The organism is Pseudomonas syringae (genome assembly GCF_000737245.1).
GTDB lineage: Bacteria > Pseudomonadota > Gammaproteobacteria > Pseudomonadales > Pseudomonadaceae > Aquipseudomonas > Aquipseudomonas syringae_J.
Genome location: NZ_JPQU01000028.1, coordinates 45,711 through 60,965 on the forward strand (window position 1 = coordinate 45,711; position 15,255 = coordinate 60,965).

The window sequence follows — 15,255 nt, forward strand, 5'->3', positions numbered from 1 at the left end:
ACCTCTCAACATCATTGCGACCGACTAGCGAAAACCTCTTTGGCAGCAAAAAGGCCATTAAGCGCGGCAGGAAAACCCGCATAAACCGCCATCTGCATCAGGATCTCTGTGATTTCCTCCTGCGACAGCCCAACATTCAGAGCGGCCTCGATATGCACCTTCAGTTGAGGGGTGGCGGTGCCCATCGCGGTTAACGCCGCAACCGTCGCAATCTCACGGTCCCTCAGACTCAAACCAGGCCGCGAGTAAATGTCTCCGAAGGGAAACTCGAACAGGTAAGTCGCAAAATCTGGGGCGATGTTGGCGAGCGCGGCAACGACCTTGTGTCCGGCTTCGCCATCAATTTCAGCGAGTGCGCGCTTACCTCGTTCCAGTCGACTTTCGCCTTCGTGGGGTAGGTGTCGTGTCATAACTATTTATCCTCTGTGCTTGATCAATGTAACCAGCGATCTTCTTGTCGAGGACGAGCAGGCAGGCGGCGAGCTCGGACGCACGGATGCGTACCGACTCGCGATGTTGTTCGAGCATCGCGCAGCGCTCGGCTTCAGTTTCCACACCACGCTCGCGCAAAGTCGCATAGCGCAGCATGTCTCGGATTGGCATCCCGGTCGTTTTGAGGCGGCCCAGAAACTCAATCCAGATCAAGATCGAGGCGTCATAGTCACGCTGGTTCGAACTGTCACGTTCAGCATAGGGAAGTAGCCCGATCCGTTCGTAATAGCGGATCGTGTGAGCTGAAAGTCCCGAACGCTGTGCCAATTCACCTATCTTCATAAGCACCTTCTCATCCAGACACACAACACGTTACGACTTAGAGCGCACTCTAAGTCAAGCGCATTCAAATCACCGCTTCCTATGCAGACGGACTAACCCGCGGACGGTGACAATTGTCTCCCTCAAGTGGACAGTCAAACCTTTTTCAGGCGCTTTTTCATCTCGAGGCTGAACATTAATCTGAGCCCATGTTGAACGACAGCCACTAACCACTTCGAAAAAGGATTCCACCATGACTAACGCCACCTACAACCGCCTGAACAAAGACGACGCCGTAGTCCTGATGATCGACCACCAGACAGGTCTGATTTCCCTGGTGCAAGACTTCAGCCCCAACGAGTTCAAGAACAACGTCCTGGCGCTGGCTGACGTGGCTAAATTCTTCGATCTACCGACCATCCTCACCACCAGTTTCGAACAAGGCCCGAATGGCCCGCTGGTTCCAGAGCTCAAAGAGATGTTCCCGGACGCGCCGTACATCGCCCGCCCCGGTCAGATCAATGCCTGGGACAACGAAGATTTCGTCAAAGCGATCAAGGCCACTGGCCGCAAGCAACTGATCATTGCCGGTGTGGTGACGGATGTGTGCGTAGCGTTCCCGACCTTGTCGGCGCTGGCGGAAGGGTTTGATGTGTTTGTGGTGACCGACTCGTCCGGCACTTTTAACACTGCGGTACAACAAGCAGCCTGGAACCGCATGACCCAAGCTGGCGCGCAGATGATGAACTGGTTCTCGGTGGCCTGTGAGTTGCAACGCGACTGGCGCAACGATATCGAAGGCCTGGGCAACTTGCTGTCCCAGCGGATTCCGAATTACCGCAATCTGATGAACAGCTATTCTGCGTTGACCGCTCGCTGAGAACGGTAACAAGCATCAGTCTAAAGGCCCGCATTGCGGGCCTTTTGCTTTTGTATGAACCCGCCCATACAGGACATCCGCCGACGGCATTTGGGCTACCTCACCTCTGAAAAACCGGAAAGGGACTTTTCCATCGCATCGACGTCCAACCCTGAAATAGCCTCTGCCTTCAATATCTCGCTGCTTCGGCCAAGGACACCTTATGACCTTTTACATCTTTCTTCTTGCGTGCTGTGCTGCCGCCGCAACGGGCATCATCTTCAAACCAGGCGCCTGGTACGAATCACTTCAGAAACCAAGCTTCACTCCACCGAATTGGGCATTTCCGGTAGCCTGGACAACGATCTATCTACTGCTCGCGTGGGCAGGATATCGTTTGACCCTCCTCCCTGGCAGCGAGACTGTCCTCGCTCTATGGGCGGCGCAAATTGCGCTCAATACCTTGTGGACGCCGGTTTTTTTTGGAGCGAACAACATCGTCGCTGCGATGGTGATCCTCGCCCTGCTCTGGATAGTTGTGGCCGCAATGGTCGTGATGGCTTTGCAGCTGGACATCGTGACAGGGCTTATCTTATTCCCGTACCTGCTGTGGCTCTGCGTGGCGGCTGCGCTGAACTTCTCGATCCTGCGTCACAATAAATAACCTTCGGGGAGAAGGTAGCCTTGCGTCAGCCTTCTAGCCACGTGCACGGAGAGCGCAGGAGGCAGTGAAGAGAGAGGGAGATATGAACCTGGGTCGGTAGCCACCAAAAACAAGGAGAGTTGCGGACTTTTTGTCTCAAGTTCGTAGCTGGTTGCCACCAAACCCCAAAAACGACAAAGCCCTGAAAAATCAGGGCTTTGTCGTATCTAAGATGGCGGAAGCATAGAGATTCGAACTCTAGGACCTGTTACAGTCGGCAGTTTTCAAGACTGCTGCCTTAAACCACTCGGCCATACTTCCGTTTGCATTGCGGGCGCCATAATACCGGAATGAAACACGCTGTCAAACTCTCTGGGTGGCTGATTGCAGAGCGTCTGTTATGATCTTTGCAACTCAACATTTCAACCACTAGGAGTTTCGCCATGCGCGAACAGGATTACGCAGTTAATAACGGCGTGCAGGCCGATCAGCTAGAGGTTAGCCGCGTCCTGCGCAACACTTACGGTCTTCTGGCCCTGACCCTGGCGTTCAGCGGCGTGATGGCTTACGTCTCTCAGCAAATGCGCGTCGGCTACCCGAACATTTTCGTCGTGCTGATCGGTTTCTACGGTCTGTTCTTCCTCACCAACAAACTGCGCGATTCGGCGTGGGGTCTGGTGTCGGCTTTTGCACTGACCGGTTTCATGGGCTTTTTGCTCGGCCCGATCCTCAATCGCTACCTGGGCATGCAAGGCGGCGCTGAAGTTGTAAGCTCGGCCTTCGCGATGACTGCGCTGGTGTTCGGTGGCCTGTCGGCCTACGTGCTGATTACCCGCAAGGACATGAGTTTCCTCGGCGGCTTCATCACCGCAGGTTTCTTCGTCCTGCTGGCCGCTGTTCTGGCGAGCATGTTCTTCCAGATCAGCGGTCTACAATTGGCCATCAGCGCAGGTTTCGTGCTGTTCTCGTCGGTCTGCATTCTGTTCCAGACCAGCGCGATCATTCACGGTGGTGAGCGCAACTACATCATGGCAACCATCAGCCTGTATGTGTCGATCTATAACCTGTTCATCAGCCTGTTGCAGATCTTTGGCATCATGAGCCGTGACGACTGATCATCAGCTACGTTTCAACAAAAAGCCCGCTAAGCGGGCTTTTTGCTGTCTATAGCTTTTGAATTCTTTATCATTGCCAGAGTTTTTCTGAAGAGCAGCCCATGAAGTTTGCCATTGCCGTGTTTTCCGCTGCCCATGCTCCCTCCTCGCGTCGGGCGCTCCTGTTCGCTCAGGCGGTTCTGGCTGGCGGTCATGAAATCGTGCGTCTTTTTTTCTATCAGGATGGCGTGCATAGCGCTTCGGCCAATGTGGTTGTGCCTCAGGATGAACAGGACATTGCCGCTCAATGGCAGGACTTGGTCAGCACTCATCAGCTCGATGGAGTCGTCTGCATTGCCGCAGCCTTGCGCCGTGGTGTGCTGAACGAAGAAGAAGCGCTGCGTTATCAAAAGCCAGCCGCCAACCTTTCAGGCTCCTGGGAGCTGTCCGGGCTGGGCCAGCTGCACGACGCCGCACAGTCGGCCGACCGTCTTATCTGCTTTGGGGGGCAATGAAATGGCCAAATCACTGCTCGTGATCAGTCGCCAGGCGCCCTGGTCCGGTTTGAGCGCGAGGGAAGCACTGGACATCGTACTGGCCGGCGGCGCTTTCGATCTGCCGATCGGCCTGCTGTTCATGGATGATGGCGTGTTTCAGCTCTCGCAATCGCAAGTCCCTGCGGCGCTGCTTCAGAAAGACCTGACCGCGAATCTCAAGGCTCTGGAGATGTTTGGTGTTGAGGATGTCTACGCTTGCGGAAAAAGCCTCGCGGAGCGTGGGATGTTTCCTGACAACCTGAATATCGATATCAAACAGCTCCCCCAGGAGCAGGATATTTCTGAACTCATTGACCGTTACGACCACGTGATCACACTCTAATGGCGACCTTGCACGTTCTCTCCCACTCCCCTTTTGCTGACAGCCGCCTGACCAGCTGCCTGCGCCTCCTCGGCAGCAAAGATGCCCTGTTGCTATGTGGCGACGCTACCTACGCACTGACTCAAGCGACAGCGCCTTTGCAGGCATTGCAAAGCCGCGTCGGTGCGTTTGAGCTATTTGCGATGCAAGAGGATGTCCTGGCCCGTAACCTGACCATCCCCGCTTGGGTCAAATGCGTGGGTTACCCGGAGTTCGTCGAGCTCTCGATTCGTTATGACAGGGTCAATACGTGGTTATGAAACACCTGAACGTCGAAGGACGCAGCATTGCTTTGGATAAAGAAGGCTTCCTCAAGGATCTTCAAGACTGGTCCTTGCCTGTTGCTTATGCGCTTTCAGCTGAAGAAGGCATCGAATTGACACCGGATCACGTCGAGATCCTGCACACATTGCGCGACTTCTACACTGAGTTTCAGCTGTCCCCCGCTACCCGGCCGCTGATCAAATACACGGCACTGAAGCTCGGCCCGGACAAGGGCAACAGCATGCACCTCAACCGCCTGTTCAACGGCACTCCCGCCAAACTCGCCGCCAAGCTGGCGGGCCTGCCCAAGCCGACCAATTGCATATGAACGAATACGCCCCTCTTGTCACTGAAACGCCCGCTGAGCATCCGTTTGCGCAGTTCGTCCGCATTCTGGGCAAAGGCAAACGAGGCGCCCGCAATCTGACCCGTGACGAAGCTCGGGAAGCTATGGGCATGCTCATCGACGAGAAGGTCGAAGACACTCAACTGGGCGCGTTCCTGATGTTGTTGCGCCACAAGGAAGAAAGCGCCGAGGAGCTGGCGGGCTTCGCTGAAGCGGTGCGCGAGCGTTTGAATGCACCGCGACTGAAGGTCGATATTGACTGGCCGACCTATGCCGGCAAGAAGCGGCATCTGCCGTGGTATCTGCTGGCCGCTAAATGCCTCGCGCAAAACGGCGTGAAAGTGTTGATGCATGGCGGTGGTGCGCACACCGCCGGGCGTCTGTACAGCGAGCAGTTGCTTGGACTGCTGGGCATCCCGCTATGCCGCGACTGGCAGGCAGTAGAGGAAGCTCTGGACCAGCAAAACCTGGCGTTCATTCCACTGGGGGACTGGGCCCCCCAGTTGCAGCGCATGATCGACCTGCGCAACACCTTGGGCCTGCGCTCGCCGATCCATTCCCTGGCGAGGATTCTCAACCCTTTGAATGCCCGCTGCGGATTGCAGAGCATCTTCCACCCTGGCTATCAGGGCGTGCACCGTGACGCCAGCGGCTTGCTGGGCAACCACACCATAGTGATCAAGGGTGACGGTGGCGAAGTCGAGATCAATCCGGACACCATCAGCCATCTTTATGGCACCACAGACGGCCTGCCCTGGGATGAAGAATGGCCAGCCCTGTCTGATCGTCGCCATGTGAAACCGGCGACCCTCGATCCTCAGCAGCTCATCGGCTTGTGGAAAGGTGAAATCGAAGACAGTTATCCGCAGTTGGCGTTGATTTCTACCATGGCGCTTGCCTTACGAGGCCTTGGAATGCCCCGAGCAGAGGCGTTCGAGCAAGCCGAGCAGTTCTGGAAAAATCGAAACACATCGATTTAATTGATTGTTACCCCTCAACCTTTGCGCTATTTGTTCGAACGAATCGGCTTAGACTCTTCTCCAAAGCACGTATACACATACTTTCTGGAGTCGAATATGGGCCTTTTGGTCGAAGGGCGCTGGCATGACCAGTGGTACGAAAGCAGCAAGGATGGGGCGTTTCAGCGCGAGCAGGCACAGCGCCGCAACTGGATCACCGCTGACGGAAAGCCAGGCCCTTCGGGTGAAGGCGGTTTCAAAGCCGAAGCGGGCCGTTACCACTTGTATGTTTCCCTGGCCTGCCCATGGGCCCACCGCACACTTATCTACCGCAAACTCAAAGGCCTCGAAAGCCTGATTGATGTGTCCGTGGTCAGTTGGCTGATGCGCGAGAACGGCTGGACCTTCGATGCCGAAAAAGGCTCAAGTGGCGATCCGCTGGATAACCATCAGTTTCTGTATCAGCGCTATCTGGCTGACACTGCCGACTACACCGGTCGTGTAACCGTGCCCCTGCTGTGGGACAAGAAACTGCAACGCATCGTCAGCAATGAATCAGCGGAGATTATCCGCATGTTCAACAGTGCCTTTGACGGGCTGACTGGCAATACTCTGGACCTCTATCCGGAGGCCCAACAGTCAGCCATCAATGAACTCAATGATCGTATCTATCCTGCGGTGAACAACGGCGTTTACCGCGCCGGTTTCGCGACCTCTCAGGGCGCGTACGAGCAAGCGTTCGACGATGTCTTTGCCGAATTGGACGCGCTGGAAAAACGGCTGGGCGAGAATCGCTACCTGACTGGCGAATACCTGACCGAAGCTGATATTCGGCTGTTCACCACGATCGTGCGCTTTGATCCGGTTTACCACGGGCACTTCAAGTGCAATCTGCGCCGGATCTCGGACTACCCGAACCTGAGCAATTGGATGCTGGAGTTGTATCAGTGGCCCGGCATCACCGAGACGGTGGATTTCGAACACATCAAGCAGCATTACTACGCCAGCCACGCGACCATCAACCCGACGGGCATCGTGCCTAAAGGGCCGCTGCAAGTATTGGACAGAGCTCATGATCGCCAGCGGCTGACTGGCCGGGGCATCTGGATCAAGACCGGAGAGTAAGCGAGCTTTAAAAAACGCCGGACTGACTAGAAGCGCTCTAACGAGAGCTCCAGGCAGTCCGGCGTTATGCCGTCTGAAACAGATACCTGGAGCGAGCTTGCTCGCGATGGGGCTTATCTGCGGAAAAATCATCCACTGACATGCCGCCATCGCGAGCAAGCTCGCTCCTACAGGGTCCCGCGTTTGCGGCGCAACAGCGCAAGGTCTGAACGGGGGCGCGCCTACAAAGGCCCAAGAATACTGGCTGATCAGACCGTTGCCTGAGCGCCTTCGAACCAGGCCAGTTTTTCACGCAACTTCACGACTTCGCCGACAATCACCAGCGTTGGAGCATGAACTTCGTGCTCGGCCACCATCTGCGGCAGATCGGCCAAAGTCCCGGTAAACACCCGCTGACTGGACGTGGTGCCCTGCTGGATCAGCGCCGCTGGGGTGTCCGCGGATCGACCGTGCTTGATCAACTGTTCGCAGATGACCGGTAGTCCGATCAAACCCATGTAAAACACCAGGGTCTGGGCAGGTGCCACCAAGTCATTCCACGGCAGATTAGTGGTGCCGTCTTTCAAGTGCCCGGTGATGAAGCGTACCGATTGGGCATGATCACGATGGGTCAGCGGAATACCCGCGTAAGCGGCGCAACCACTTGCAGCGGTAATCCCGGGTACGACTTGAAACGGAATACCGTGGGCAGCCAGCTCTTCGATCTCTTCACCGCCACGACCAAAGATGAACGGGTCACCGCCCTTGAGTCGTAAAACACGCTTGCCTTGCTTGGCCAGATCAACCAGTTGCTGGTTGATCTGATCCTGAGGCAGCGCGTGTTCAGCCCGTCGCTTGCCCACGTAAATCCGCTCGGCATCACGACGGCAAAGGTCGAGAATCGTTGGCGCAACCAGGCGATCGTATAACACCACGTCGGCTTGCTGCATCAGGCGCAATGCGCGGAAGGTCAGCAGGTCTGGATCACCCGGCCCCGCGCCAACCAGATAAACCTCGCCCGGCGCATGGGGTGCGTTGCCTGCGATCTTGGCAATCAGCAGGCGCTCAGCTTCGCCACCCTGCCCTGCCAACTGACGGTCAGCAATAGGCCCCTGGAAAACCTCCTCCCAGAACGCGCGACGCTGAGTCACGTCGGGGAACAAGTTCTTCACCTGTGTACGAAAGCGCGCCGCCAGGCCAGCTAGCTGGCCGTAAGTCGACGGGATCCAGGTTTCCAGCTTGGCCCGAATCAGCCGCGCCAGAACCGGAGCGTCGCCGCCGCTGGAAACCGCGATCACCAGAGGCGAGCGGTCGACAATGGCCGGGAAGATCACGCTGCACAGCGCTGGCGCGTCCACGACATTGACCGGTACACAGCGCTGCTTGGCATCCTGAGACACTTGAGCGTTGAGCGGCTCGTCATCAGTTGCGGCAATTATCAGCACGCAATCATCCAGATCACTGACGCTGTAACCGCGCAGGATCATCTGGCCACCGCTTTTCTCGATCAACTCGCGCAGCTGTGACTCGATCTCGGGGGCAACCACCCGCAGGATCGCACCAGCTTCAGCGATCAGGCGGGATTTGCGCAACGCGATCTCACCACCGCCCACGACCAGCACTTGGCTGCCCCGCAGGTTATGAAACAGCGGCAGAAATTCCATTTAGCCGATGACCTCAATGCCACCCATGTACGGCTTGAGTACTGCAGGCACACGAATCGAGCCGTCAGCCTGTTGGTAGTTTTCCAGCACTGCGACCAGAGTGCGGCCAACTGCCAGACCGGAACCGTTCAGGGTGTGAACCAGTTCGGGCTTGCCGGTTTCCGGGTTGCGCCAGCGGGCCTGCATACGACGCGCCTGGAAGTCACCACAGTTGGAGCAAGAGGAGATTTCGCGGAATTTATCCTGGCTCGGGACCCATACTTCCAGGTCGTAGGTTTTGACCGCGCTGAAACCCATATCGCCAGTGCAGAGCGCCAGAACGCGGTAAGGCAACTCCAGCAGTTGCAGAACACGCTCGGCGTTGGCCGTCAGGCCTTCCAGGGCTTCCATGGATTTTTCCGGCTCGACGATCTGCACCATCTCGACCTTGTCGAATTGATGCTGACGAATCATGCCGCGCGTGTCGCGACCCGACGCACCGGCTTCGCTGCGGAAGCATGGGGTATGGGCGACGAACTTCAACGGCATCTGTTTGGCGTCGATAATTTCACCGGACACGATATTGGTCAGGGAAACTTCGGCAGTCGGGATCAGGTACAGATCCGCTTCGCCTTCGCGGGAGATCTTGAACAGGTCTTCCTCGAACTTCGGCAGTTGACCAGTGCCTTGCAGGGCAGGAGCCTGGACCAGGTAAGGCGTGTAAGCCTCTTCATAGCCGTGCTCGTTGATGTGCAGGTTGATCATGAACTGCGCCAAAGCACGATGCAGACGGGCAATCGGGCCGCGCAACAGGGCAAAGCGCGCGCCGGATAGCTTGGCGGCGGTTTCGAAATCCAGCCAGCCGAACTTCTCACCCAGCGCAACGTGGTCCTGAACCGGGAAGTCGAATACTTTTGGCGTACCCCAGGTGCGCACTTCGACGTTGCCGTCTTCGTCCGCGCCAACCGGCACTGATTCGTGAGGCAGATTCGGCATGCTCAGCAGCATGGCGTCCAGTTCGGACTGGATGCCGTCCAGTTCTTTCTTGCCGCTGGTGAGCTCTTCAGCCATACGGTCGATATCGGCCATCAACGGCGCGATGTCTTCGCCACGCTGCTTCGCCTGACCAATGGACTTGGAACGGGCATTACGCTCGGCCTGCAATTGCTCGGTACGGGTCTGTACCGTCTTGCGCTGGGTTTCCAGCGCTTCGATGCGCGCTACATCCAGTGTGAAGCCACGGGACGCCAGGCGATCCGCTACGTCTTGAAGTTGAGTACGTAACAGTTTGGAATCGAGCATATCGTTCTCTCGTCTATCAAAGTCTGGTCAGGGACAGGCCAACCCAGGTTGCAAGCAGCCCGCCGAACACGCTGATACCCGCATAGCCCAAGGCCAGTGGCATTTGCCCGCTTTCGAGCAGGCGCAACGTGTCCAGTGAAAAGGATGAAAAGGTCGTAAGACCGCCTACAAAGCCGACGATCAAGCCGGCCCGAATCTCAATGGGTACTTCAGGGCGCAGTAAGAAAAGCCCGTAAAGCACGCCGATAATCAGGCAACCGACGATGTTCACCGCCAGGGTTGCCGTATAAAAATGCTTGGGCCAATTGGCGCTGACCCAGGTGCTTGCAGCAAAGCGCAATAATGTACCAGCGATGCCGGCGATGGACACCGCAAGAATTGTTTTAAGCACTACTTTCTCCGCTGACGTGGGCTGGCCGCATCCAAAGCCGCCAGATGTTTGAGCTTTTCACCGATTTTCAGCTCCAGGCCTCGTGGCACTGGCTGGTAATAATGACGTGGCTCAAGCTGGTCCGGGAAGTAATCCTCGCCAGCCGCGTAAGCATCAGGCTCGTCATGGGCATATCGGTATTCTTCGCCGTAGCCCAGTTGTTTCATGAGTTTGGTCGGAGCGTTCCGCAGATGCAGCGGAACTTCCAGGGAACCGTGCTCAGTAGCCTCGCGCATCGCCGCCTTGAAACCCATGTACACAGCATTGCTTTTCGGCGCGCAGGCCAGATAGACAATCGCCTGAGCCACCGCAAGCTCGCCTTCGGGGCTGCCCAGACGCTCTTGAACATCCCAGGCCGACATGCACAACGGCAGCGCCCGCGGATCGGCGTTGCCGATATCTTCACTGGCCATGCGCACTACCCGGCGGGCCAGATAGAGCGGATCACAGCCGCCGTCAATCATCCGCGCGAACCAGTACAAGGCCGCATCGGGATTGGAGCCGCGAATGGATTTGTGTAGCGCGGAAATCTGGTCATAGAACGCCTCGCCACCCTTGTCGAAACGGCGACGACTATCACCGAGCAGGCTTTGCAGCAGCTCCAGATCAATCTCGCTGCCGTCTTCCGCCAGATCCGAGGCGTTCTCCAGCAGATTGAGCATGCGTCGCCCGTCGCCATCGGCAGCGGCCATCAGCATGGCAAAGCCTTCGTCACTCAGGCTCAAGCGGTGCTGACCCAGCCCACGCTCTTCGGTCAGCGCCCGGCTGACCAGCTTGCGCAGGGCAGATTCGTCCAGACTCTTCAGGACATACACCCTGGCCCGGGACAATAAGGCGTTATTCAGTTCGAATGACGGGTTTTCAGTCGTGGCGCCAATGAAAATCAGTGTGCCATCTTCCACGTAGGGCAGAAAAGCATCCTGCTGCGACTTGTTGAAACGATGCACTTCGTCAACGAACAGGATGGTCCGACGACCATATTGCCCGGCCTGCTGCTTGGCCACTTCCACAGCCTGCCGGATCTCTTTTACCCCGGCCAGCACTGCAGAAACCGTCTCGAAGTGCGCATCGGAGACTTTCGCCAGCAACCGGGCCAGCGTGGTCTTACCCACACCGGGCGGCCCCCAGAAAATCATCGAATGCAGAGCACCCTGCTCCAGCGCTTCGCGCAGAGGCTTGCCGTGAGCCAGCAGATGCTCCTGACCGACGTACTCATCCAGATTGGTTGCACGTAGTCGTGCGGCCAGAGGCTGAGCGATCGGTTCACTTCGAAACAGGTCCATGGGCAACCGTTGATACCTCTTATTCCTGAATGACGTCAGCGCCCTTCGGGATCTGGAACTGGAATTTGCTCGCAGCGATCGGCTCGTTAGCCTTCACGCCCGTGAACAGAATATTAGTGCGCTGCCCAACGCTATCGATCAGCTGCATGTCATTGATGACACCGTTGCGAAACGATAGACGCAAGCTGTCAAACAGGGTGTCTTTGGTCTTGGGCTTGAGCACGAAATCCACCACGCCACCGGCTTCCTTGGAAGTGATGTCGAAGCTCTCACTGATTTTCGAGACATCGCCAGAAAGCAGCAAGGCAGGTGTTTGTGTCAAACGCTGATCAAGGGTCTTGATGGTGACCTGCTCCAGATCCGGGTCCCACAGCGAGACCTTCTTACCGTCGGAAACCATCAATTGTTCCTGAGGTGCGTCAGTGTGCCAATTGAACAGGCCTGGCCGCTGCAAGGCCATTTCACCGGCGGTTTCCTGCAGCTGAGTACCGCCACCGTCCAGCGTCAGCTGGGAAAAACGCGCCGTCAGGGTCTGGGACTTTTCCAGCAACTGTGTCAGGCGCGCGACGTCTTTGCTGTCTGCGTGAGCCGGAATCGCCGAAAAGGTCAGTGCAGTTACCAACAACATGCGGATAAGACGCATGGGAATCCTCATTGAGTTCGGTGAAGTCTCGTCAGCGTTTGATCGCTGACGAGTCATTTATGGAAGGTTGATCAGTCGCGCATCGGGGCAGGCGCGATGACTTCGCGCGAGCCGTTGGTGTTCATGGAGGTGACAACACCGGCCATCTCCATGGCTTCGATCATGCGTGCCGCACGGTTGTAACCAATCTTGAGCTTGCGTTGAACGGCGGAAATCGAAGCGCGACGGCTTTCCAGCACGAACTTGACTGCTTCGTCGTAAAGCGCGTCGCTTTCACTGTCTTCACCGCCCTCGCCACTGCCGCCATCAAAGCCACTGCCGGGCTCTTCAACCCCCGCCAGGATATCGTCGTTGTAGTCCGGGGAGCCGCGCAGCTTCCAGGCTTCGACGACACGGTGAACCTCGTCATCGGACACAAAAGCACCATGGACACGAATCGGTAGGCTGGTGCCCGGTGGCATGTACAACATGTCACCGTGACCCAGCAGCTGCTCGGCGCCGCCTTGGTCGATGATGGTCCGTGAGTCGATCTTGCTCGACACCTGGAACGCCATGCGCGTCGGGATGTTGGCCTTGATCAAACCGGTGATCACGTCCACCGAAGGGCGCTGGGTAGCAAGAATCAGGTGAATGCCCGCCGCTCGAGCCTTTTGCGCGATACGCGCGATCAGCTCTTCGACCTTCTTGCCGACGATCATCATCATGTCGGCAAACTCGTCCACCACCACAACAATGGTAGGGAGTTTGGTCAGCAGCGGAGCTTCGTCATGGATGCTCTCACGCTTGTACAGCGGATCGACCAGAGGCGTGCCGGCTTCCTGAGCCTCTCTGACCTTCTGGTTGAAGCCGGACAGGTTACGCACGCCCATCTTTGCCATCAACTTGTAACGACGCTCCATCTCGGCAACGCTCCAGCGCAAGGCGTTAGCGGCGTCCTTCATGTCGGTGACCACTGGGCAAAGCAGATGCGGGATGCCCTCATAGATCGACAGCTCAAGCATTTTCGGGTCGATCATGATCAGTTTGGCGTCTTCCGGGCCAGACTTGAACAGAATCGACAGGATCATCGCGTTGACCCCCACGGACTTACCGGAGCCGGTCGTACCCGCTACCAGCAAGTGCGGCATCTTCGCCAGATCGGTAATCACCGGTTTGCCACCGATATCATGGCCGAGCGCAAGCGTGACCGGGGATTTGGCGTCGTCGTATTCAGGAGTAGAAAGAACCTCGGAAAACCGCACGATCTGTCGATCTTCGTTGGGGATTTCAATACCCACGGTGGTCTTGCCGGGAATGACTTCAACCACACGCACGCTGGTCACCGCCAGCGAACGTGCCAGGTCCTTGGCCAGGTTGGAAATCCGGCTGACCTTGACCCCCGCAGCAGGCTGGATTTCGTAACGGGTAATCACCGGGCCGGGATGGATGGAGTCCACAGACACTTCGACACCAAACTCCTTGAGCTTGATTTCCAGCAAGTGCCCGACCGCAGCCAGGGATTCCGGGGAATAATTGAGCTGTTTCTTTTCCGCCGGGTCGAGAATGGAGATGGGCGGCAAGGTGCCTTCCACGGCGCTGTCGACGAACAACGGCGCCTGTTTTTCCTTCTGCACGCGTTTGCTGGGCTCTGGCGCCTTGGTCGGTGCGGGGGCAATAACGGCGGGGATATGGGTTTCCCGGGCGGTCATGTGCTTGCTCAGCGACTGTTCGCGCTCGATGAGGCGCTCCTTGGCCTTGGCCTGTTCACGGCGGTCGCTGGTGGCTGGAGCGACGACTTCATTGACGCGGGCATCGACTTCACGCAACTGCGCAACCATCTGCTTGCGCTCGTTGCGAGCCGACCACCAGTTGTTGGCTGCGCCCTGGAACAGCTCGAACAGATCAAGGGTGATCTTGCCGGTGACATCCATCACCTTGAACCACGACAGGTCGGTAAAGACCGTCAGACCAAACAGAAACAGGGCAATGAACAGCAGCGTACTGCCCTGAATGTTCAGGGCCTTCTTGGCCATGTCACCGAGGATTTCACCCAGCACGCCACCGGCCGAACCCGGGAATCCTGCTGCAAAATGGAAATGAATATGCGCCAGCGCAGCGCCGGCCAGTACCAGGAACACCAGACCGATCAGCCGCCAGGAGAACAGCCAGCCGCTCCACTGCCAGGGTTCGTGGCGATGACGGAACACCTGCCACGCCTTGACGGCCAGCAGCAGCGGAAAAATATAGGCGAAGTAGCCCAGGACCATGAACAGGATGTCAGCGCAGAATGCGCCGGCACGACCTGCCGCATTCTGAACCTCGACCGAACTGCTGGTATGGCTCCAGCCGGGGTCAGTCTGGTCGTAGGTCAGCAACGCCATCATCAAATACAGGCACAGCGCGCCAAAGGCGATCAACGCACCTTCCTTGAGCCGGTAGTGCAATTGCTGCCGCCAGAGCGGAACGGAGTTGGGTACTGCGGTGGATTTCTTCAAAACGCTTTTATTCCTGCGCAATAGCGCCGACAACGGGTGATTGACTACATACGAATTGCACGGTCGCGTAACTCAAATAACTTCAAGCCATGGGGCACACACCACAACGGTGATTCACTCGACAGCGTCGAGCAGACAAACCCTTGAAGCACGGCCCTTTAAGCGGGCATTGTACGGGTTTGTACGACTGATGCCACGATGGCATCCTGCCTCGAAACAGCCTGCTCAGTGCAGCCAACCGCCAGAGCTTGCCTTATCCAGGCGGGACATCGCTCCAGACTCAGGTGTAGCCTGACGCCAACCGGCGCCGCAAAGGCTCAATTTGAGCATGCATTGCCTTTCGTGACAAAGACTTATAGCGCGTTTTATAGCTGATCGATCAAATCCTGAAAACCCGCTAAAGTCCCGTTTATCAGGACAGCCCTTCGCGCGTCAAAGCGCTGTAGTAGCAAGCCTTGAATGGACGACCGATTATGACCACACCGACCGCTCGTAGTTGCAAGCCCAGAGCGCTTGCCGCCCTCCCCTCCTCCAAAGTGC

General features: G+C 57.2%; 17 protein-coding genes and 1 tRNA gene. 9 read left to right on the top strand and 9 right to left on the bottom strand.

Translation table 11 applies throughout. From position 1 onward, the window contains the following. Nucleotides 1–11 precede the first annotated feature (11 nt). Together IV01_RS15575 and IV01_RS26270 are read right to left on the bottom strand one after the other, a co-directional pair. On the bottom strand, nt 12–410 hold the full coding sequence (locus IV01_RS15575) for a carboxymuconolactone decarboxylase family protein (protein WP_032627823.1): 399 nt from the start codon (nt 408–410) through the stop codon (nt 12–14). Then, nucleotides 361–774, bottom strand: coding sequence for a MerR family transcriptional regulator (locus tag IV01_RS26270; RefSeq protein ID WP_080290272.1), 414 nt, complete (start codon nt 772–774; stop codon nt 361–363). The genes IV01_RS15575 and IV01_RS26270 overlap by 50 nt, the downstream gene beginning before the upstream one ends. 232 nt (nt 775–1,006) lie before the next feature. On the opposite strand from IV01_RS26270, the gene ycaC reads away from it, so the two are divergent. Both ycaC and tspO read left to right on the top strand, forming a co-directional pair. Further along, nucleotides 1,007–1,633 (top strand): isochorismate family cysteine hydrolase YcaC, encoded by a 627-nt coding sequence (gene ycaC / locus IV01_RS15565; protein ID WP_032627825.1) that lies wholly within the window; start codon nt 1,007–1,009, stop codon nt 1,631–1,633. Nucleotides 1,634–1,835: 202 nt separating this feature from the next. Next, entirely contained in the window at nt 1,836–2,276 is a 441-nt protein-coding gene (gene tspO, locus IV01_RS15560) for a tryptophan-rich sensory protein TspO (protein ID WP_032627826.1), read from the top strand. Nucleotides 2,277–2,488: 212 nt separating this feature from the next. On the opposite strand, the gene IV01_RS15555 is transcribed toward tspO, so the two are convergent. Continuing rightward, nucleotides 2,489–2,576 (bottom strand) — tRNA-Ser (locus IV01_RS15555). A gap of 122 nt (nt 2,577–2,698) precedes the next feature. Here IV01_RS15555 and IV01_RS15550 point away from each other — a divergent pair. The 7 genes from IV01_RS15550 to IV01_RS15520 all read left to right on the top strand — a co-directional run bounded on the left by IV01_RS15550 (nt 2,699) and on the right by IV01_RS15520 (nt 6,961). Next, a complete protein-coding gene (locus IV01_RS15550; protein WP_032627827.1) occupies nt 2,699–3,370 on the top strand; it encodes a Bax inhibitor-1/YccA family protein in 672 nt (223 codons plus the stop codon). Between the two features lie 101 nt (nt 3,371–3,471). Beyond that, entirely contained in the window at nt 3,472–3,864 is a 393-nt protein-coding gene (tusD, locus tag IV01_RS15545) for a sulfurtransferase complex subunit TusD (protein ID WP_032627828.1), read from the top strand. Between the two features lies 1 nt (nt 3,865). Beyond that, on the top strand, nt 3,866–4,228 hold the full coding sequence (gene tusC / locus IV01_RS15540; protein ID WP_032627829.1) for a sulfurtransferase complex subunit TusC: 363 nt from the start codon (nt 3,866–3,868) through the stop codon (nt 4,226–4,228). Continuing rightward, entirely contained in the window at nt 4,228–4,527 is a 300-nt protein-coding gene (gene tusB, locus IV01_RS15535; RefSeq protein WP_032627830.1) for a sulfurtransferase complex subunit TusB, read from the top strand. Before tusC ends, tusB begins: the two co-directional genes overlap by 1 nt. Further along, nucleotides 4,524–4,859: a TusE/DsrC/DsvC family sulfur relay protein gene (locus IV01_RS15530; RefSeq protein ID WP_032627832.1), complete on the top strand. Its 336-nt coding sequence runs from the start codon at nt 4,524–4,526 to the stop codon at nt 4,857–4,859. Before tusB ends, IV01_RS15530 begins: the two co-directional genes overlap by 4 nt. Beyond that, nucleotides 4,856–5,857 carry a glycosyl transferase family protein gene (locus IV01_RS15525; RefSeq protein WP_032627833.1) on the top strand — a complete coding sequence of 334 codons (1,002 nt, stop codon included), beginning with the start codon at nt 4,856–4,858 and terminating at the stop codon, nt 5,855–5,857. The genes IV01_RS15530 and IV01_RS15525 overlap by 4 nt, the downstream gene beginning before the upstream one ends. Before the next feature lie 96 nt (nt 5,858–5,953). Beyond that, a complete protein-coding gene (locus IV01_RS15520) occupies nt 5,954–6,961 on the top strand; it encodes a glutathione S-transferase family protein (RefSeq protein WP_032627834.1) in 1,008 nt (335 codons plus the stop codon). Nucleotides 6,962–7,209: 248 nt separating this feature from the next. Here the strand turns inward: IV01_RS15520 and cysG are convergent, their stop codons facing one another. The 6 genes from cysG to ftsK form a co-directional block, all read right to left on the bottom strand. Then, a complete protein-coding gene (gene cysG / locus IV01_RS15515) occupies nt 7,210–8,604 on the bottom strand; it encodes a siroheme synthase CysG (protein WP_032627835.1) in 1,395 nt (464 codons plus the stop codon). Further along, nucleotides 8,605–9,885 carry a serine--tRNA ligase gene (gene serS, locus IV01_RS15510; RefSeq protein WP_032627836.1) on the bottom strand — a complete coding sequence of 427 codons (1,281 nt, stop codon included), beginning with the start codon at nt 9,883–9,885 and terminating at the stop codon, nt 8,605–8,607. It abuts the gene before it with no gap. Nucleotides 9,886–9,901: 16 nt separating this feature from the next. After that, on the bottom strand, nt 9,902–10,276 hold the full coding sequence (gene crcB, locus IV01_RS15505) for a fluoride efflux transporter CrcB (RefSeq protein ID WP_032627837.1): 375 nt from the start codon (nt 10,274–10,276) through the stop codon (nt 9,902–9,904). Continuing rightward, a complete protein-coding gene (locus IV01_RS15500; protein WP_032627838.1) occupies nt 10,276–11,598 on the bottom strand; it encodes a replication-associated recombination protein A in 1,323 nt (440 codons plus the stop codon). Before IV01_RS15500 ends, crcB begins: the two co-directional genes overlap by 1 nt. A 19-nt stretch (nt 11,599–11,617) precedes the next feature. After that, the gene (gene lolA / locus IV01_RS15495) at nt 11,618–12,241 is read right to left on the bottom strand and encodes an outer membrane lipoprotein chaperone LolA (protein ID WP_032627839.1); all 624 of its coding nucleotides are present in this window, start codon (nt 12,239–12,241) and stop codon (nt 11,618–11,620) included. A gap of 71 nt (nt 12,242–12,312) precedes the next feature. After that, the gene (ftsK, locus tag IV01_RS15490; RefSeq protein ID WP_195758774.1) at nt 12,313–14,736 is read right to left on the bottom strand and encodes a DNA translocase FtsK; all 2,424 of its coding nucleotides are present in this window, start codon (nt 14,734–14,736) and stop codon (nt 12,313–12,315) included. Between the last annotated feature and the right edge of the window lie 519 nt (nt 14,737–15,255).